At 49.0% G+C, this 15,240-nt stretch carries 30 protein-coding genes and 1 pseudogene; all 31 read left to right on the top strand.

Annotated features, from left to right (window positions below):
* The first annotated feature begins 1 nt into the window (after position 1).
* The 31 genes and pseudogenes from BMY75_RS12910 (at position 2) to BMY75_RS12780 (ending at position 15,233) form a co-directional block, all read left to right on the top strand.
* A complete protein-coding gene (locus BMY75_RS12910; protein ID WP_074834409.1) occupies positions 2-1,225 on the top strand; it encodes a DUF2800 domain-containing protein in 1,224 nt (407 codons plus the stop codon).
* Positions 1,225-1,701: a hypothetical protein gene (locus tag BMY75_RS12905; RefSeq protein WP_074834406.1), complete on the top strand. Its 477-nt coding sequence runs from the start codon at positions 1,225-1,227 to the stop codon at positions 1,699-1,701. The genes BMY75_RS12910 and BMY75_RS12905 overlap by 1 nt, the downstream gene beginning before the upstream one ends.
* Positions 1,702-1,740: 39 nt before the next feature.
* A complete protein-coding gene (locus BMY75_RS12900; RefSeq protein ID WP_074834403.1) occupies positions 1,741-2,538 on the top strand; it encodes a DUF2815 family protein in 798 nt (265 codons plus the stop codon).
* Positions 2,539-2,616: 78 nt separating this feature from the next.
* Positions 2,617-2,904, top strand: a complete 288-nt coding sequence (locus BMY75_RS12895) for a hypothetical protein (RefSeq protein WP_074834401.1) — start codon at positions 2,617-2,619, stop codon at positions 2,902-2,904.
* A gap of 1 nt (position 2,905) precedes the next feature.
* Positions 2,906-4,918 (top strand): DNA polymerase, encoded by a 2,013-nt coding sequence (locus BMY75_RS12890; RefSeq protein ID WP_074834398.1) that lies wholly within the window; start codon positions 2,906-2,908, stop codon positions 4,916-4,918.
* 6 nt (positions 4,919-4,924) lie between these two features.
* Complete coding sequence (locus BMY75_RS17715; protein ID WP_074834395.1) at positions 4,925-5,422, top strand: hypothetical protein; 498 nt, start codon at positions 4,925-4,927, stop codon at positions 5,420-5,422.
* Between the two features lie 4 nt (positions 5,423-5,426).
* Positions 5,427-6,026: a hypothetical protein gene (locus tag BMY75_RS12880; RefSeq protein WP_074834393.1), complete on the top strand. Its 600-nt coding sequence runs from the start codon at positions 5,427-5,429 to the stop codon at positions 6,024-6,026.
* Positions 6,023-6,307 (top strand): hypothetical protein, encoded by a 285-nt coding sequence (locus tag BMY75_RS12875; RefSeq protein ID WP_074834390.1) that lies wholly within the window; start codon positions 6,023-6,025, stop codon positions 6,305-6,307. The genes BMY75_RS12880 and BMY75_RS12875 overlap by 4 nt, the downstream gene beginning before the upstream one ends.
* A gap of 1 nt (position 6,308) precedes the next feature.
* Positions 6,309-6,809: a hypothetical protein gene (locus BMY75_RS12870; protein ID WP_074834388.1), complete on the top strand. Its 501-nt coding sequence runs from the start codon at positions 6,309-6,311 to the stop codon at positions 6,807-6,809.
* A 96-nt stretch (positions 6,810-6,905) separates the two neighbouring features.
* Positions 6,906-7,058 carry a hypothetical protein gene (locus tag BMY75_RS18030; RefSeq protein WP_170844300.1) on the top strand — a complete coding sequence of 51 codons (153 nt, stop codon included), beginning with the start codon at positions 6,906-6,908 and terminating at the stop codon, positions 7,056-7,058.
* 9 nt (positions 7,059-7,067) lie between these two features.
* Positions 7,068-7,196: a hypothetical protein gene (locus tag BMY75_RS18670; RefSeq protein WP_278289268.1), complete on the top strand. Its 129-nt coding sequence runs from the start codon at positions 7,068-7,070 to the stop codon at positions 7,194-7,196.
* Positions 7,180-7,509, top strand: a complete 330-nt coding sequence (locus tag BMY75_RS12865) for a hypothetical protein (RefSeq protein ID WP_074834386.1) — start codon at positions 7,180-7,182, stop codon at positions 7,507-7,509. Before BMY75_RS18670 ends, BMY75_RS12865 begins: the two co-directional genes overlap by 17 nt.
* On the top strand, positions 7,506-7,847 hold the full coding sequence (locus tag BMY75_RS12860) for a hypothetical protein (protein WP_074834383.1): 342 nt from the start codon (positions 7,506-7,508) through the stop codon (positions 7,845-7,847). The genes BMY75_RS12865 and BMY75_RS12860 overlap by 4 nt, the downstream gene beginning before the upstream one ends.
* A gap of 21 nt (positions 7,848-7,868) precedes the next feature.
* Positions 7,869-8,360, top strand: coding sequence for a hypothetical protein (locus BMY75_RS12855; protein ID WP_074834380.1), 492 nt, complete (start codon positions 7,869-7,871; stop codon positions 8,358-8,360).
* The gene (locus BMY75_RS12850) at positions 8,357-8,611 is read left to right on the top strand and encodes a hypothetical protein (RefSeq protein WP_074834378.1); all 255 of its coding nucleotides are present in this window, start codon (positions 8,357-8,359) and stop codon (positions 8,609-8,611) included. The genes BMY75_RS12855 and BMY75_RS12850 overlap by 4 nt, the downstream gene beginning before the upstream one ends.
* Entirely contained in the window at positions 8,601-8,777 is a 177-nt protein-coding gene (locus BMY75_RS18025) for a hypothetical protein (protein ID WP_170844299.1), read from the top strand. Before BMY75_RS12850 ends, BMY75_RS18025 begins: the two co-directional genes overlap by 11 nt.
* Before the next feature lie 3 nt (positions 8,778-8,780).
* The gene (locus tag BMY75_RS12845; RefSeq protein ID WP_074834376.1) at positions 8,781-9,047 is read left to right on the top strand and encodes a FliH/SctL family protein; all 267 of its coding nucleotides are present in this window, start codon (positions 8,781-8,783) and stop codon (positions 9,045-9,047) included.
* Complete coding sequence (locus tag BMY75_RS12840; RefSeq protein WP_074834374.1) at positions 9,047-9,376, top strand: hypothetical protein; 330 nt, start codon at positions 9,047-9,049, stop codon at positions 9,374-9,376. The genes BMY75_RS12845 and BMY75_RS12840 overlap by 1 nt, the downstream gene beginning before the upstream one ends.
* A complete protein-coding gene (locus tag BMY75_RS17710; RefSeq protein ID WP_139199822.1) occupies positions 9,345-9,524 on the top strand; it encodes a hypothetical protein in 180 nt (59 codons plus the stop codon). The genes BMY75_RS12840 and BMY75_RS17710 overlap by 32 nt, the downstream gene beginning before the upstream one ends.
* Positions 9,517-9,729, top strand: a complete 213-nt coding sequence (locus BMY75_RS12835) for a Lar family restriction alleviation protein (RefSeq protein ID WP_074834371.1) — start codon at positions 9,517-9,519, stop codon at positions 9,727-9,729. The genes BMY75_RS17710 and BMY75_RS12835 overlap by 8 nt, the downstream gene beginning before the upstream one ends.
* A complete protein-coding gene (locus BMY75_RS12830) occupies positions 9,722-9,928 on the top strand; it encodes a hypothetical protein (protein WP_074834368.1) in 207 nt (68 codons plus the stop codon). Before BMY75_RS12835 ends, BMY75_RS12830 begins: the two co-directional genes overlap by 8 nt.
* The gene (locus BMY75_RS12825; protein WP_074834365.1) at positions 9,906-10,214 is read left to right on the top strand and encodes a hypothetical protein; all 309 of its coding nucleotides are present in this window, start codon (positions 9,906-9,908) and stop codon (positions 10,212-10,214) included. Before BMY75_RS12830 ends, BMY75_RS12825 begins: the two co-directional genes overlap by 23 nt.
* Before the next feature lie 251 nt (positions 10,215-10,465).
* Complete coding sequence (locus tag BMY75_RS12815) at positions 10,466-10,696, top strand: hypothetical protein (RefSeq protein WP_074834359.1); 231 nt, start codon at positions 10,466-10,468, stop codon at positions 10,694-10,696.
* On the top strand, positions 10,689-10,871 hold the full coding sequence (locus tag BMY75_RS12810; RefSeq protein ID WP_074834356.1) for a hypothetical protein: 183 nt from the start codon (positions 10,689-10,691) through the stop codon (positions 10,869-10,871). Before BMY75_RS12815 ends, BMY75_RS12810 begins: the two co-directional genes overlap by 8 nt.
* The gene (locus tag BMY75_RS12805; RefSeq protein WP_074834353.1) at positions 10,858-11,055 is read left to right on the top strand and encodes a hypothetical protein; all 198 of its coding nucleotides are present in this window, start codon (positions 10,858-10,860) and stop codon (positions 11,053-11,055) included. Before BMY75_RS12810 ends, BMY75_RS12805 begins: the two co-directional genes overlap by 14 nt.
* A 196-nt stretch (positions 11,056-11,251) precedes the next feature.
* Positions 11,252-11,545, top strand: a pseudogene (locus BMY75_RS18825) (HNH endonuclease); the annotation flags it as partial.
* A gap of 48 nt (positions 11,546-11,593) precedes the next feature.
* The gene (locus BMY75_RS18495; protein WP_242940238.1) at positions 11,594-11,776 is read left to right on the top strand and encodes an AP2/ERF family transcription factor; all 183 of its coding nucleotides are present in this window, start codon (positions 11,594-11,596) and stop codon (positions 11,774-11,776) included.
* Positions 11,773-11,976, top strand: a complete 204-nt coding sequence (locus BMY75_RS12795; protein ID WP_074834347.1) for a hypothetical protein — start codon at positions 11,773-11,775, stop codon at positions 11,974-11,976. Before BMY75_RS18495 ends, BMY75_RS12795 begins: the two co-directional genes overlap by 4 nt.
* Positions 11,973-12,317: a hypothetical protein gene (locus BMY75_RS12790; RefSeq protein WP_074834345.1), complete on the top strand. Its 345-nt coding sequence runs from the start codon at positions 11,973-11,975 to the stop codon at positions 12,315-12,317. The genes BMY75_RS12795 and BMY75_RS12790 overlap by 4 nt, the downstream gene beginning before the upstream one ends.
* 1 nt (position 12,318) lies before the next feature.
* A complete protein-coding gene (locus tag BMY75_RS12785) occupies positions 12,319-12,681 on the top strand; it encodes a nucleoside triphosphate pyrophosphohydrolase family protein (protein ID WP_081350548.1) in 363 nt (120 codons plus the stop codon).
* Positions 12,682-12,734: 53 nt separating this feature from the next.
* Positions 12,735-15,233 (top strand): virulence-associated E family protein, encoded by a 2,499-nt coding sequence (locus BMY75_RS12780; protein ID WP_074834343.1) that lies wholly within the window; start codon positions 12,735-12,737, stop codon positions 15,231-15,233.
* Positions 15,234-15,240 lie beyond the last annotated feature (7 nt).

The raw sequence follows: 15,240 nt of genomic DNA, 5'->3' as shown, positions 1-15,240 counted from the left end.
TATGGCAGGCACACACGCTTTTCTGTCTGCATCAAGTGCTCACCGGTGGCTGAACTGCACGGCGGCTCCTTCGTTTGAAGCGCAGTTCCCCAAGACAACGAGTGCATATGCAGATGAAGGCACACTGGCACACTCGATATGCGAGATATACGCTAAGCGCAAGTTCGGTGTAAACCTCGACAGGAAGAAGATAAACGCTGAACTTGCCAAGCTGAAAAGGGCTGAATACTACGACCCCGAAATGCTTGAAACGGCTACGACCTATGTAGAGTATCTCGTGGAAAAGGCTATGTCATTCCCCAACAGTCCTTACGTAGTGCAGGAAATCAAAGTTGACTTCTCGGACTATGTACCGCAGGGCTTCGGTACGTGTGACTGTGTGATGATCGGTGACGGCAAACTGCATATCACCGACTACAAGCACGGCAAGGGCGTTAAAGTTGAAGCGGTGGGCAATCCTCAGATGCGGTTATACGCTCTCGGTGCTCTGAAACACTTCGGCGCGATCTTCGGTGATACTATCAAGACCGTATCAATGGGTATCTGTCAGCCGCGTATCTCCGAGTACCCCTCAGAGGAAGAAATGACCGTTGACGAGCTCAGAGCATGGGGCGAAAGCATCAAACCTCTTGCAGATGCAGCGTACAACGGCAGGGGTGAGTATCACAGCGGCGCATGGTGTAAGTTCTGTCGTGGTAAAGCCCAGTGTAAGGCTAGAGCAGATGCTAACTCCGCTCTTGCTGACTTCAAGGACTTTATCACACCTGATAAGGTAGCTCCCGAGATAGCTAAGCTCCCTCAGGAAGCTCGTGCGGCTCTGGGTGTGCCTAATATGCTCACCGATGAAGAGATCGGCAGTCTGCTGAAACAGGGTGCAGAGCTCGTGAAGTGGTACAGCGATTTGCAGGAATACGCACTCGGTGCAATACTCGAGGGTAAGACAGTGCCGGGCTTCAAGGTAGTGGCAGGCAAGAGCGCAAGAGCATTCTCCGATGAAGCTAAGGTCTTTGAACTTCTGCGGAATGTGGGCTATACCGATGAACAGCTCATGGAGCACAAGCCCAAGACCCTTGCAGGACTGGAAAAGGTAATCGGTAAGAAGCAGTTCGGTGCACTGTTGTCTGACTACATCATCAAACCTATGGGTAAGCCCACACTCGTTGATGAAAGCGACAAGCGCGAACCGTACAACGCGGCAGCGGCTGACTTTGCAGGGGTGACATAATGGGATATAACTACTATCCACACTGGACTATAAAGCTCGGTGACGGACACATACCTGTTACACAGCCCTATGAACCCATTCGGATAAAGTGGGACACAGGCTTTATGGACGTAGTTCCACCGGGAGTGTTCGAGATAGAATCCGCGAGCTCCTGCACATCTAAGTTCCGTAATCTCTTGAAGCTCTGCGTTAAGAGCGATATAGTCTACGGAACGAACACCATAAGTGCATGGCGTAAAGCTATCAAAGCTGACCTTGACTTCCTGCTCATGGTCAGCGACAAGATAGCCGACAGATACCAAGAGCTGTATGAGGATATCGTTGACAGCTCTGAGCAGGCAGACAAAAACCGAGCAAGCAAGCTCAGGAACTTGCAGAAGCGTAACACCATAGAGCTGAAAAGGCTCGATGCGCGGCGCAAGAGAGTAATCAAGTGTTCTCAGATACTCGAAGAGTATGTGAACAAATATATGTAAACCAAAGGAAATCAAAAGTAAACTAGGAGGAAATTGACTATGTACAACGGAATTGCAACAAAGGTACTGACAGGCGAGGTAAGACTTTCATATGTTCATCTGGCACAGCCCTACCAGAACAAGCAGGGCGGAGACCCCAGATACCAGGTAACTCTCCTGATACCTAAGACTGACGTAGCCACAAAGGCTGATATCGATGCTTCTATTCAGGCAGCATATGAGGACGGCGTTCAGAACAAGTGGAAGGGTGCAAGACCTCAGCTGAAAAACGCTCTGATCTATGACGGTGACGGCTGCAAGACAGACGGTACACCTTTCGGTGCAGAGTGCAAGGGTCACTGGGTAATCACAGCATCAAGCCCCTCTACAAGGAAACCTCAGGTCGTAGGTATCGACAACGTCAATGTTGAGCTTGCTCCGACAGACATTTACAGCGGTATGTATGCAAGAGTTACCATTAACTTCTTCTCTTACGATTCACACGGCTCTAAGGGTGTAGGCTGCGGACTGGGTAACGTTCTGAAAATCAGAGACGGTGAGACACTCAGCGGCGGTGCATCTGCTGCATCTGACTTCGCAGGAATTGGTCAGAGTGTTATCCCTCAGGCAGCTCCGGCACAGCAGCAGGGCTTCACACAGCCTATGAACGGCTTCGCTGCTCCCGCTCAGGCTGCTCCCGCTCAGACCTACGCACAGCCCGCACAGCAGGCTCCTATCGCAGGTCAGGCTATGGCTATGGGTGGCTTCGCTCAGGCTATGGCTAACGGCGGTTATGTTGACAGTACTGCCGGCTATGTTGACCCTATCACCGGTCAGCCTGTGGCAACACCTTTCTGATACACTGCAACAACGATATAGTGATGATATGTGTGAGGGAACTATCTCTCACACATTTTCATACACACGGAGGAGAACATGAGAACATTAAACATACAAAGATACGAGTGCGAGGTATGCAAGACCATGTATGCAACAGCGGAAGAGGCTGAGAACTGCGAGAAATCGCATACGACTTGTGACTGCGAGAAAGGTTTCAAGTACTATAGACTTGGGTATCTCGAACCGGGGTATGACAGCTACGTATCTTCCAGTATCAACTGGGAAGAGAAAGAAATTCAGCTCATATATAACTATCATGGCAGTGTAAGCGTACACGATAGAAGACCGATAAAGTATTGTCCGTTCTGTGGTAAGGAGCTGTAACATGGGAAACATAAGACACTTATCGATCGACCTTGAAACCTACTCGGACGTGGATATCAAGAAGTCAGGCGCACACGCCTATGTGCAGCGCCCAGACTTCCAGATACTGCTTAACTCCTATTGCTTCTGGGGTGAAATGAACGAACCGGAAGTGCTGGACTTCTCACACGGAAGCGTGCTCCCGCAGGGCTTCATTGATGCACTATTCGACCCGAATATCATCAAGCACGCTTATAACGCTACGTTTGAGTATCTCTGCTTCTGCAGGGCTCTCGGGGTAGAACTGCCGAGAGATCAATGGAGAGATACAATGCTGCACTCCCTTTACTGCGGTTATCCTGCATCACTCGATGCAGCAGGTAAGGCAATAGGACTGTCAGAGGATAAGCAGAAACTGGCAACAGGTAAAGCACTTATACGCTACTTCTGCAATCCATGCAAGCCAACGAGAACCAACGGCGGCAGAACAAGGAACCTTCCGCAGCATGACCCCGAGAAATGGGCTATGTTCAAAGAGTACAACAGGCAGGACGTTGTCACTGAAATGGAGATAGAGCGGAGATTATCCGACATACCTGTTCCCGATGAAGTGCAGCGACAGTGGGTAACTGATCTGACTATCAACTGTCGCGGTGTGGCGGTAGATATGCCATTAGTTGACGGAGCACTCGACATAGCCGCCAGAACTACGGAGCGGCTCACAGATGAAGCGGTAAAGCTTACCGGATTAGATAACCCGAATAGTGGTAAACAGCTCACAGCATGGCTCTCTGAACACACAGGGACAGATGTAGACAACATTCGTAAGGACACAGTGAGCTCGATGCTGAAAGCAGATTATTCACCCGATGTACACCGAATGCTAGAGATCAGGCAGGAGCTCGGAAAGACTTCCACCAAGAAGTACGATGCAATCAGGAACTGTGTGTGTCCTGACGGCAGAGTGCGAGGACTGCTGCAGTTCTACGGTGCGAACCGTACCGGACGTTGGGCAGGACGTTTAGTGCAGGTGCAGAACCTTCCGAGAACGTACACAGACCCGCTCCCTCTGGCTCGTGAACTTATCAAGAACAAGAGCCTTGACGGCTTGCAGGCGGTGTATGGCTCGGTGTACGATACACTGTCACAGCTCATACGAACGGCGTTTGTGTCGTCAAATTGTGACAGTAAAGAGGGTAATGTGCTGATAGATGCTGACTTCTCTGCTATTGAAGCACGTGTTATATCATGGCTTGCAGACGAGAAGTGGAGACTGAATGTATTCCGCACACATGGCAAGATCTACGAAGCATCTGCGGCGCAGATGTTCGGTGTACCGATTGACCGTATCAAAAAGGGCAATCCCGAGTACGCACTCAGGGCAAAGGGTAAAGTCGCTGAACTGGCTCTTGGATACCAGGGCGGCGCGGGAGCACTCATAGCTATGGGAGCTCTTGACATGGGACTGCACGAGGACGAGCTCCCCGATATCGTCAGCAGGTGGCGCGACAGTAACAGCAGAATACAGCAGCTCTGGTGGGACTTCAACTCAGCAGCTATCGAGGTAATCAAGGGCGGCGGTATGAGAAAGGTGCAGTGCTGCACATTTGCTCTTGAACGTAACCGGGCAGGAACCTACTTCATGACGGTGCAGCTCCCCTCAGGACGTAAGCTGTACTACGTAAGCCCGAGAATAGGTACTAATCGTTTCGGCGGCGAGAGTATCATATACAAGGGCATCAACGATAAGAACCAGTTCGCAGATCTTGAGACCTACGGAGGTAAGCTCGTTGAGAACTGTGTACAAGCCATAGCGAGGGACTGCTTAGCAGTAGCTATTGACCGACTTGAAGCTGCGGGATATCCGATTGTGTTCCATATACATGATGAAATAATAGCTGATATCAAGCCCTATACGTTTGCTGAGGATATGCTTGAAGATGTTGTCAGGATAATGAGTTCACCTATTCCGTGGGCTCCAGGACTGCCACTTGCAGCCGATGGTTGGGTGGGTACTTTCTTCAAAAAGGAGTGACGTGTTTTGGGTGTTTTTATAGACTTAACAGGTGAAACATTCGGGTACCTGAAAGTTATCAACAGATCAGAAAATCACGGAAAACAGACAGTTTGGCGGTGTAGATGCCGATGCGGTAATGTGGTAGACGTTCAGGGAGGGCACCTGAGAGGTGGTAAAATCGTTAGTTGTGGCTGTTATAGAAAGGAAAACAGCAAAGAAAAAGCAACAATACACGGTAAGAGACACACCAGACTATACCAAACATGGCTGTCCATGCGTCAGAGGTGTACAAATCCTAACTGCAAAGATTATTCGCATTATGGAGGTCGAGGAATTTCAATCACTTCTAGGTGGGACAAGTTTAAGGACTTTGAAAAATGGGCTCTGGCTAATGGCTACACAGATACACTGACTATTGAGCGAGTTGATGTAAACGGCAACTATTGCCCGGAAAACTGCACATGGATCCCGAAATCCGAACAAGCCAAAAATACAACGAGAACATTAAACAATAAGAGGTAAAACAATGATAAAACTTGAAAATACAGAGGTTCATGGTATCGCAAGAGCCATATATTCAGCCCGAAATGCTATGAACTCATGGGACAAGTCGGACAGCGACTTTGTGACCGACACTCTGGGCGAGAACGATCTAAGGCTTGCGAGGAATCTTGTCAAAGCAGGCTCAGATCACTCGAAGTTCATGCGCATGATAAACGTAACTGTTGATATCACGGCTCCTATGTACTGGTGGAAAGAAATGGACACATACAAGGTCGGTACGGTCCGTAATTCCTGCTCTACCATGCACAAGGTACACGCTAAGGAATTTGAGCTTGACGACTTCTCGCACGATCATCTGCCTGAGAACAACACAGTTCTTGGCTACATCGTAAGCGTTCTGAACATATACCGCAAGAACTATCTTGAAACTCAGGATAAAGCTTGGTGGTGGCAGATCATACAGATACTGCCGAGCAGTTACAATCAGCGGGCTACACTACAGCTGAACTATGCTGTACTCAGAAACATCTACCACAGCAGAAAGAACCATAAGCTTGACTGTTGGCACGAGTTTTGTCACTGGATAGAGAGCTTACCTTACTCGGAGTTGATAACAGCATGACATTTGCAGAGAAATTCGGTACATTCGAGGAATACCAGAAGTACACAGCTACTAAGGCACTCGAATACCAGAAGAAGGAACTTGAAGAGCTGCGGAAAGCAGCTACATTCAGTAGTGACTATGCAGTACGGCAGAACATCGGGCATGATGAAGTGCTGTACCGCATGAAACGCGCAGAAAGCGCTATTGGATATCTGACCGAGCTGCTTGAAGCAGACGGAGAGATAAAGGATCCTATCTATCTCGCGTACTGGGGCAAGCTCAAAGACAAGGAGTGCTGACATGAAGATAGGCAAGGGGATATTCTTCCGGGAAGAGAACTGGATGTGTTGGAGAGCTGAGGTTGACGGCTATGTATACTGCATTCAGGAAGTCAGGAACTTTGACCGTAACAAAGGGTACAAGATCGAGAAGCGGGACGGCGGCAACACGTATGTGTACTACCTCACCAAACACAAGAAAGGCTCTGAGGTAGTCGAGGGCACACACGCTCACGGACTGCGGAGAGCTATCATAGATGAGCTTAGAGCAGGCTCGGGAGTGTACAAGAACGAGGGTGACGATCAGTACTCGGTTCAGTGCGGAGAGGACACAAAGGTGTATACGTTCTGCCTGCATCAGATCGAGCGCGAAGGTGCCAAGCCGTGGGAGTACGACCCGGAAAAGACCGTGTGCATGATATGGCACAAATCTAAACCGATATCTGACTACTTCCCGACTTTGCGTGAGTGCCTTGAATACGGAGAAAATATGTTGTCTGATATGTTACCGAATAAACGGTAATAATAAACGAAAATAATACCGATATTTCGGTAATAATGTCAATTGATTATTACCGAAATATCGGATATAATATACTTGTGCTTCGGAGGTGAAAGCATGACGGAAGTTGCGTTATTTATTCTGGGCTGCGCCTTAGGTGCTCCCTTAGGTTTCTCAATATGTGCTCTTGCTGCTGCAAACGGCAGAAAAGAAGCTGAGAGAACTATCCGCAGACTTGAACGTGAATCCAAGAAACGTAAAGAGGAATGAGGTGATACTGTGGCTTTGATAATTGTTATCCTGATCTCGGCGGCTGTCGCTCTGGCGTGGGCTCGCAGCATATCGAGCATAGACCCGCTGCTGATCGAGTACTACAAGGAGGTTGAAAACTATGAAGAACCAGGTTAGTATACTCGGTACGATATACCGTATCGAACAGAGGAACAGTAAGAACGATAAGGAACTTGACGGACTGAGCGGATATTGTAACCCACACACAAAACTTATCGTTATTCGTACCGACTATGAGTTTGAACCTGACATATCGATGCTCAGGGAAGTACTCAGACACGAGATAGTTCACGCATTTTTCTATGAGAGCGGGCTTTGGGACAGTTCAGACAGTACCTCAGCTTGGGCAACAAATGAGGAAATGGTGGACTGGATAGCAATTCAGGGCTTGAAGCTCTACAAAGCTTGGGAGGAAGCGGGTGCAGTATGAAACGGAAGAAAATCAGTGACGAAATGGCGGCGGCAATATTCGCCTTTATATGGGAGGGCTTCCTTTACTTCGCTGTTATCACACAGCTTGTAACAGGAAGTGCACGTGGGTATTACTGGCTGCTGCTTGACACAGCGGTGCAGATCACCATACTCATATATGATGCAAAGGTGCAGGCACTGGAAAAGTCACTCACCAAAACCAGAAAGCGGCTAGCTAAGCAGTCAGCGGAGTTCACGGAGTACATCAAGAACCATGAAGCAGCTGAGAAGAAAACAGTAACCATATTTGACATCAAGCCTATAATCGAGCACCTTAAACGGCGTAAGAGTGCATAAGGCAGGAACGGAGGAACTTACATGGATTTTTACAACTATATGCTGACCATACAGCAGGAAGTAATGAAAGCTTGCATCAAGAAAGGTGAAGCTATGCGCATTCAGAAAGATACGACATACGGTTACGTGTATATCGCAGACCCAACGGGTCAGTCAGCGTTAAGCGTACCTGACAGACTGTTCGTTCTCGACATCAATCACCCTGACAGGCGTGCTATGCCGAACCTCGTGCAGATGTTCAATGAAGCTAAGAACTCTATGTGCATAGAGCTTACAAATGATATCTTCCAGACGAACCGCGGCACACAGCTCGTTAAGATGCGTGCTCCCGAGAGTGGTACGGAGATCTGGATAAACAGTAAGTTCCTCGGTTACTTCAAGGGCGTTAAGCACCTGAGATACGGTTACTTTAAGTTCCGCGAATCGTACATAGTATGCGCTTACCTCGATACCAATTTCACGGTGCTCGGAATAACAATACCCCAGAAGCCTAAGCGGGAGGAGCAGGCATGAACGGCGCTCTGATAGGGTGCTTACTCGGTAACCGAAGCACTGTATGCTGCTTCGACTGTGGAGATGAATGCACAGCCCTCCGGACTAAGCAGTGTGAGGGCTGCAAGTTCTTCAAGACACAGTACGAGTTCGACACAGCACATGAACAGGCAGCACAGCTCCTTTACTCTAAGGGGCTTGAAGCATACAGAACATCATACGGCATAATGACTACACGGAAGATAAGGGAGATCGCAGACGATGAACAGTAATAAGCATTCAACGGCAGCACAGCTGCATATCGTAGCCAACGGCATAGTACACGTGATGATAGCAGCAGGCGTAACAATAGCAGCTATACACTTCAACAGGATAGGTATTCTGTGGTTTTACCTTATCCCGCTGATAGGAATGAGCGCGGACTTCAAGGGGGAGTGAGATATGCAGGCTACAATACACATTAATGATGAAGTAGAGCAGGCTTTCAGACAGGGCTACACACAGGGGTACGCACAGGCTAAGAAAGAAGCCACAGAAGCTCTCGAAAAGCTAATAGAAAAAGTTGACCAGGCGTACAGCGATGCTGTTAACGATGCTCAGCACTACTGTAATTCGAGAGTTGCACAAGATGCGCTCCAAGATGCCTATGACAATGTCGAATGTTGGATAAAAAGAATACTCAACGGCGGAGAGGACGGTGACAACTGATGCGGCTGATAGATGCAAGAGCCCTGAAAGAGTATATGTGCAGCACTTGTCCTAACCAAGAGCGGTGCAGGGATACCGAGAACGTGTGCAGTACGATAGCAGACATAGCCGAACAGCCGACTGTTGAAGCTGTTGGCAAAGAACGTTTCCATGAAGTGGCTCTGGAAGTGCTTCACAGTATAGCGAATGAAGCTGAGTTCATGGGGCAGTACGATAATGCAGACCGTGCGCTGAGGGTGTTCGTTAACGCGATCGTTCTTGGCACACTCGAACATAGGCTTTTCGGAGGTAATGAGAATGAAGAAACCAACCACAGCGGTATGTGCTAACTGTAAACACTGCTCATATCTGCGCAGTCAGCTCGGCTACACACCGATATGCAGTCGGCGGTCGAACATACGCAAGGGCAGGATATGCGTTATCACATTCGATGTAACGACCGACAGGTGCAAGCATTGGAGTGATAGCCATGAATAAAGCAACAGTAAATAACGAACTTCTGCCGTGTCCTTTCTGCGGACGTGAGGTCACAATAAAGAAGCGGTGCTTGAAAGACTGGCGCGGAGAGGTAACAATGCGCTACTATCGTATAGCTTGTTCGTGTGGAGCAGGCACCCACAAGGAATATAAAACTGAAAAGGCGGTCGTGAACGTCTGGAACAGGAGAGCACGGCATGGGTAAGAAGAAAAAGGACAAGCCCCAGAAGCAGAAAGGTAAACGCCCATGCTTCAAGTGCAGGCTCTGCGGCTGCAGGTGGGTGTCAGACTTCGACCCGCACTGTTGGCTCTGTAATGATGTACTGGGAATACCTCAGAACAAGGAAGCTGAGGAACTGATTGAGAAAAGGAGTATGAACGATGGACAACGTTTTAAAATATAGCTACAGTGAGCAGTTCGACAAGGAGCGCAAGGCTCGGATAGAGGTATCACACTACAAGTACGGTCCTGCTCGGGATAACTTTGCATCTGGTAGAGTTGATGCACTCGCCACAGCTGAGCTGTGTATAGATGCTTTCAAGAAAGACCACAACACGGAGCACCTTGTAGATGCTGCCAACTATCTGATGTTCAGATATATGTTCCCTATGCCCGGAGAGTTCTTCAAGCCTACCGACAGTAACGGAAGCGTTGGAACCGTAGGCACACCGATCACAATGGAGCGGTAGGAGGTATACGATGCGCATAACAAATATGTGTAGTTTTGTCTCTGGTATCATACAGCTGATTATTGGTGTCGGGCTTCTGATTACTTGCATATGCTTGAACCGATGCCGCACTGACAGAGTTATGTGGATCGTGCTACCCACATTATGCGGTATAGGAAACATAATAGTGAACGTAGAGACAGAAGCCGAAAGACGGAAAAGAAAAGCTGAAAGAAAAGCTGAGCTGAGAAAGATGTTCGGAGGTAATAACAATGAGTAGACTGGAACACTGTTTTGAGAATGCAGTTACTGCCGTAGAGGACGGCAAGGACTACGACACATGGCGGTACGAGGAAGTGCAGCGGGGCAACGCTACAACATTCGGCAGGGACTGGGCGGTGCTTACCGATGATTCGATAATAGGTCTTAGAGATATCTGGGAGCTCGCTATGTACGCTGTGTGCACCTACAAGCAGACAATAGGGGGTGCAGGACATGACTAATCAGGAATGGCTTGCAACTCTCCCTCCTGAGGAGCTCGGTAAACTCTTAGATGTATCGTGTTCCGTGTGCGTACATCGTGAACTGCGGCACTGTGATTACTGCGACTGCGCAGAGGGTATAGCTGAGTGGGCAAAGCAGGAACATGAGGAGGATAACGACAATGCGAAATCGTGAGAGATACATAGAGCGGCGTAACGCCTACGATCTGATGATAACCATGCGTGAAAAGGGCATTGATGTATGCCCGATAAAGCTTGTAGGCGCTGAAATGCCTAAGTGCATACCAACAGAAGATTACACGACAGACTGTAAAACTTGCATACAGCGGTTTTTGAACGAAGAATGTACAGAGAGGTGATAAAATATTGGCGCTCCCAAAACTCGACTTAACCGGGCGTGAATTCGGAGACCTGACAGTGTTACGCAAGGATACACCATACAGGACACCCGGTGGAACACCTTACGCAAGGTGGGTGTGCCGATGCAAATGTGGCAAGGTCAAAAGCATTCGGGCTACGCACCTCGTGAATGGTAGAACAAAATCATGTGGATGTATGCGAAATGTGTACCTGTCTAAGCTGATAGGGAAAACAAACAGATTCGAGGTTTTAGGCGAGTGCACGAGGGTGTTCACGTCTAACTCCGAAAGCTTTATCATTGACACCCGAGATATTGATGCAATCAAAGACCTGTATTGGAGTATTGATAGCACAGGCTACGTGGTCAATGTGAAAACTGGAAAACGGCTACACGCTTTTCTCATGAACTGCCCGCAGGGGCTGTGCGTAGACCACATATCCGGTGACAAGAAAGATAACAGAAGATGCAACCTCAGAATCTGTACATATCAGCAGAATAGCTGTAACAGGCACAAATCGCCGCGCAACAAAACTGGTGTGTTAGGAGTATACAAGAACGCAAGGGGTAAATACGTCGCCCAGATAAGAGCTAACGGTTTCAGACATCATCTAGGCACATTTGCAACTCTCGAAGAAGCGACAAGTGTGAGACACAAAGCTGAGCAGATGTATTTCGGCGAGTTTGCGGGTCAGTTATTAAACCAGGAGGAAAAACGATGATACGATGCGGAGTATGCGGTGAGCGGATAAAGCCCACCAAAGAAGATGTGTACCTTGTCCCGGTTAGCGTGATGAACCTCAGCTCACAGTACTACGAGTGCACGGACTGCCCGCGGTGCAGCTGTCAGGTGGTACTTAATACCCGCTACGGAGAAAAGCGAAGGATAGAGCACACCAAGCGGGAGGACACAGAACCATGATATACAGTATAGGTTTCTGGACGTGGGCGGCAAACGGTACAGAGGGCACGCTCCACGAGTACAACGGTCATAAGTATATGCACGTTGACGGTAATGCCGGCAAGATGCTGAAAGAGCTCTGTGGTGAGTATCCGTCCCGGTGGGCGTGCAGGTCAGTCAAGTATATGCTGCCTATCTTCCGGACGGCTCTGCAGGAGCTGACAGAGCATTCTGCGAAGTACAGTTACTTCGACTTTATCAACGGAGCATTTATGACGACCGCAGAGATAGCGGGCATTCTCAAAGAACTGATAGCACGGTGTGAAGCATTCCCCGATGCGGTATTGGAGGTAGACTGGTAACATGGAAAAGAAAGTAGATATGTCGAGGTTCGAGAAGTACGAGAGCCCGCTCTTTCACAGACAGACACTCATTGAGACGGATAAGTGGGACACAAAGATACTTCTCGACACAATAAAGAAGAACGGCACCGATGCTCAGATCATCGTTGCTATGGAAGAACTGTCCGAGCTCATCAAGGAACTGAGCAAGCATCTGAGAGATAAAGGTGATATCAACCATATATCTGAGGAAATGGCGGACGTTGATATCATGATGCAGCAGTTAAAGATCATGTTCGGTAATCGCCCCAAAGTGTCAATGTACCGCACTGAGAAGTTAGAGCGGTTAGCTGAGCGGTTAAAGGACGACAGCGCAGGATATTAAGAATATAATGCCCTCGCTCCGGTGAGGGCTTAACATAAAGGAGTGTAGTCATTATGCCGGATAGGCAGATAGTTATATCGGTAGGTAACAGCCGTAACAGTAAGATGTGGCGGCAGGAGAATACGACAGTCTCAGCATTGTATGCAAGGCTCACACAGCCAATTGTAGGCACGGAGACCCATGCAGAGTACATGAGTATGCCCAAGACACAGCAGGACGATTTGAAGGACATAGGCGGCTTCGTGGGCGGCACTCTGAACGGCACGCGCCGTAAGGCTGCTAACGTGCTCGGCAGAGATATCATAACACTTGACTTCGATAATATCCCCGGGTGGGGTACAGACATGATAGCAGCTAAGACCGATGCTCTGAACTGCAGTTACTGCATTTACAGCACACGAAAGCACACAGCAGCCAAGCCCCGCTTACGTGTTATCCTTCCGCTTGACAGAACTGTATCACCCGATGAATACGAGCCTATTGCAAGGCGTATAGCGCAGCAGATAGGCATTGAGTGCGCTGATAAGACCACGTTCGATGTATCACGTCTGATGTACTGGCCGTCAAAGTGCTCTGATACAGAGTACTATTACAAGACCAAAGATGCACCCTTTATCTCCGCTGACATGGTGCTCGGTACATATGCAGACTGGCACAACGTCAGCTCATGGCCGCAGGTGCCCGGTGCTGTGTCTCACAAGGCTCTTGCAGTCAAGCAGGGAGACCCGCTCGAAAAGACAGGTACCGTTGGAGCGTTCTGCCGTACATACTCTATTGAGCAGGCTATGGCTGCTTTTCTTCCTGGCATATATGAGCCTGTTGATAATATGCCCGACAGATATACTTATCTGGGCGGTTCTACCACAGGCGGTGCGATAGTCTATGACGGTAAGTTCCTTTTCTCACATCATGCGACAGACCCATGCAGTGAGAAGCTTGTAAACGCTTTCGATATGGTACGCCTGCATAAGTTCGGAGATCTGGACGAGGACAAGAGCCCTGATACACCTATCACTAAAATGCCCTCGTTCAATAAGATGTGCGAGTTCGCAGAGCAGGACAAGGGCTGCAGGGCTACTCTCAACAGGGAGAGACAGCAGGCAGCGGCTCTGGACTTCAACGGTCTGAGCACAGCAAGCGCGGCGGCAAGTGTGACAGCTCCTGCACCGACAGCGGGCATGGTGACACAGCAGATAGCTCCTACCGATGACGATCTGACTGCTGACTGGCGTGATGAGCTTGAGTATAAGGTCAACAGTGATATTCTGAAAAACACTATCAACAACTATCTGATAGTGCTGAACAATGACCCTCTGATAAAAGACAAGTTCGCATACAATGCTTTCGCAGAGAGAAAAGAGATCTTCGGAGCCCTGCCGTGGGACAGCAGCACAGGCAGACGTATGTGGACAGATGCAGACACCAACGGCTTGTACTGGTTCATGGAAGCACGATACAACCAGGCAGGGCGCGGCAATATAGATAGTGCACTGAGCTTGTACATGGCACAGCACAGTTTCAACGAAGTGCAGGACTTCTTGAACGGTCTGCAGTGGGACGGCGTAAAGAGGTTAGACACTCTTTTCATTGACTACCTCGGAGCTGAGGACACAGAGTACACCAGGGCAGTTACACGCAAGATGTTCGTAGCGGGTGTTGCTCGTGCTATGACACCCGGAGTGAAGTTTGATAATATGCTTATCCTCGTAGGCTCGCAGGGCTTAGGTAAGTCAACGCTCTTGCGCCGTATGGCTCGCGGGTGGTTCAATGACAGTATATGCTCTTTCGAGGGCAAGGATGCAGCAGAGCTCCTGCAGGGTGTATGGCTTGTAGAGATATCAGAGCTCGGTGCTTTCAGGAAGTCAGAGAGTGCACGTATCAAGCAGTTCCTTTCCCTTAACTCTGATATCTTCCGTGCGGCATATGCTCGTAATGCGGAAGAACGTCAGCGTAAATGTGTGTTCTTTGGTTCGACCAACGATGATGAATTTTTGAGAGACCCCACAGGCGAGCGTAGGTTCTGGCCTGTTGACTGCTGCAGGGAGCGCAAGAAGTTAAGTCCTTTCACAGACCTCAACGACCATATCATATCACAGGTGTGGGCAGAAGCTCGTGCATACTGGATAACAGGCGAGCCGCTTTTCTTAAATGAAGCACTTGAACAGCTTGCGCGTGATAAGCAGGCAGAGCATAAAGAGGAATCAGGCAAAGAGGGCATTATAAGAGAGTTTATCAGCAGGCTTGTCCCTGAGAACTGGCAGAAGTACACGTTAGATCAGCGCCGTATGTGGTGGGGCTCGCGCGGTACGTCCGCACAGGACGGTGACGGAGATATCAAGCTTGTTGAGCGTGACAGGGTATCAGCTATGGAGATCTGGGTGGAGTGCTTCAATGCTGACCCCAAGTACATGAAGCAGGCGGACGTTAGAGAGATCAATGCAGTTTTCAAGGTGTGTGATGAGTGGAGCAACACAACTGAGCCGATGAAGTGCGGACCGTATGGCTTGCAGAGGTGCCACAAGCGGAATGCGCTAACCAAAGCGGAGCGGTGATGCGACC

Source organism: Hominimerdicola alba (genome assembly GCF_900109655.1).
Lineage (GTDB): Bacteria > Bacillota > Clostridia > Oscillospirales > Ruminococcaceae > Hominimerdicola > Hominimerdicola alba_B.
This window is presented reverse-complemented; position numbering and strand designations above follow the sequence as displayed.

Coding starts and splice junctions, on each gene's coding strand:
- BMY75_RS12910 (WP_074834409.1), top strand. CDS start 2: ATGGCAGGCACACACGCTTTTCTGTCTGCATCAAGTGCTCACCGGTGG.
- BMY75_RS12905 (WP_074834406.1), top strand. CDS start 1,225: ATGGGATATAACTACTATCCACACTGGACTATAAAGCTCGGTGACGGA.
- BMY75_RS12900 (WP_074834403.1), top strand. CDS start 1,741: ATGTACAACGGAATTGCAACAAAGGTACTGACAGGCGAGGTAAGACTT.
- BMY75_RS12895 (WP_074834401.1), top strand. CDS start 2,617: ATGAGAACATTAAACATACAAAGATACGAGTGCGAGGTATGCAAGACC.
- BMY75_RS12890 (WP_074834398.1), top strand. CDS start 2,906: ATGGGAAACATAAGACACTTATCGATCGACCTTGAAACCTACTCGGAC.
- BMY75_RS12880 (WP_074834393.1), top strand. CDS start 5,427: ATGATAAAACTTGAAAATACAGAGGTTCATGGTATCGCAAGAGCCATA.
- BMY75_RS12875 (WP_074834390.1), top strand. CDS start 6,023: ATGACATTTGCAGAGAAATTCGGTACATTCGAGGAATACCAGAAGTAC.
- BMY75_RS12870 (WP_074834388.1), top strand. CDS start 6,309: ATGAAGATAGGCAAGGGGATATTCTTCCGGGAAGAGAACTGGATGTGT.
- BMY75_RS18030 (WP_170844300.1), top strand. CDS start 6,906: ATGACGGAAGTTGCGTTATTTATTCTGGGCTGCGCCTTAGGTGCTCCC.
- BMY75_RS12865 (WP_074834386.1), top strand. CDS start 7,180: ATGAAGAACCAGGTTAGTATACTCGGTACGATATACCGTATCGAACAG.
- BMY75_RS12860 (WP_074834383.1), top strand. CDS start 7,506: ATGAAACGGAAGAAAATCAGTGACGAAATGGCGGCGGCAATATTCGCC.
- BMY75_RS12855 (WP_074834380.1), top strand. CDS start 7,869: ATGGATTTTTACAACTATATGCTGACCATACAGCAGGAAGTAATGAAA.
- BMY75_RS12850 (WP_074834378.1), top strand. CDS start 8,357: ATGAACGGCGCTCTGATAGGGTGCTTACTCGGTAACCGAAGCACTGTA.
- BMY75_RS18025 (WP_170844299.1), top strand. CDS start 8,601: ATGAACAGTAATAAGCATTCAACGGCAGCACAGCTGCATATCGTAGCC.
- BMY75_RS12845 (WP_074834376.1), top strand. CDS start 8,781: ATGCAGGCTACAATACACATTAATGATGAAGTAGAGCAGGCTTTCAGA.
- BMY75_RS12840 (WP_074834374.1), top strand. CDS start 9,047: ATGCGGCTGATAGATGCAAGAGCCCTGAAAGAGTATATGTGCAGCACT.
- BMY75_RS17710 (WP_139199822.1), top strand. CDS start 9,345: ATGAAGAAACCAACCACAGCGGTATGTGCTAACTGTAAACACTGCTCA.
- BMY75_RS12835 (WP_074834371.1), top strand. CDS start 9,517: ATGAATAAAGCAACAGTAAATAACGAACTTCTGCCGTGTCCTTTCTGC.
- BMY75_RS12830 (WP_074834368.1), top strand. CDS start 9,722: ATGGGTAAGAAGAAAAAGGACAAGCCCCAGAAGCAGAAAGGTAAACGC.
- BMY75_RS12825 (WP_074834365.1), top strand. CDS start 9,906: ATGGACAACGTTTTAAAATATAGCTACAGTGAGCAGTTCGACAAGGAG.
- BMY75_RS12815 (WP_074834359.1), top strand. CDS start 10,466: ATGAGTAGACTGGAACACTGTTTTGAGAATGCAGTTACTGCCGTAGAG.
- BMY75_RS12810 (WP_074834356.1), top strand. CDS start 10,689: ATGACTAATCAGGAATGGCTTGCAACTCTCCCTCCTGAGGAGCTCGGT.
- BMY75_RS12805 (WP_074834353.1), top strand. CDS start 10,858: ATGCGAAATCGTGAGAGATACATAGAGCGGCGTAACGCCTACGATCTG.
- BMY75_RS12795 (WP_074834347.1), top strand. CDS start 11,773: ATGATACGATGCGGAGTATGCGGTGAGCGGATAAAGCCCACCAAAGAA.
- BMY75_RS12790 (WP_074834345.1), top strand. CDS start 11,973: ATGATATACAGTATAGGTTTCTGGACGTGGGCGGCAAACGGTACAGAG.
- BMY75_RS12785 (WP_081350548.1), top strand. CDS start 12,319: ATGGAAAAGAAAGTAGATATGTCGAGGTTCGAGAAGTACGAGAGCCCG.
- BMY75_RS12780 (WP_074834343.1), top strand. CDS start 12,735: ATGCCGGATAGGCAGATAGTTATATCGGTAGGTAACAGCCGTAACAGT.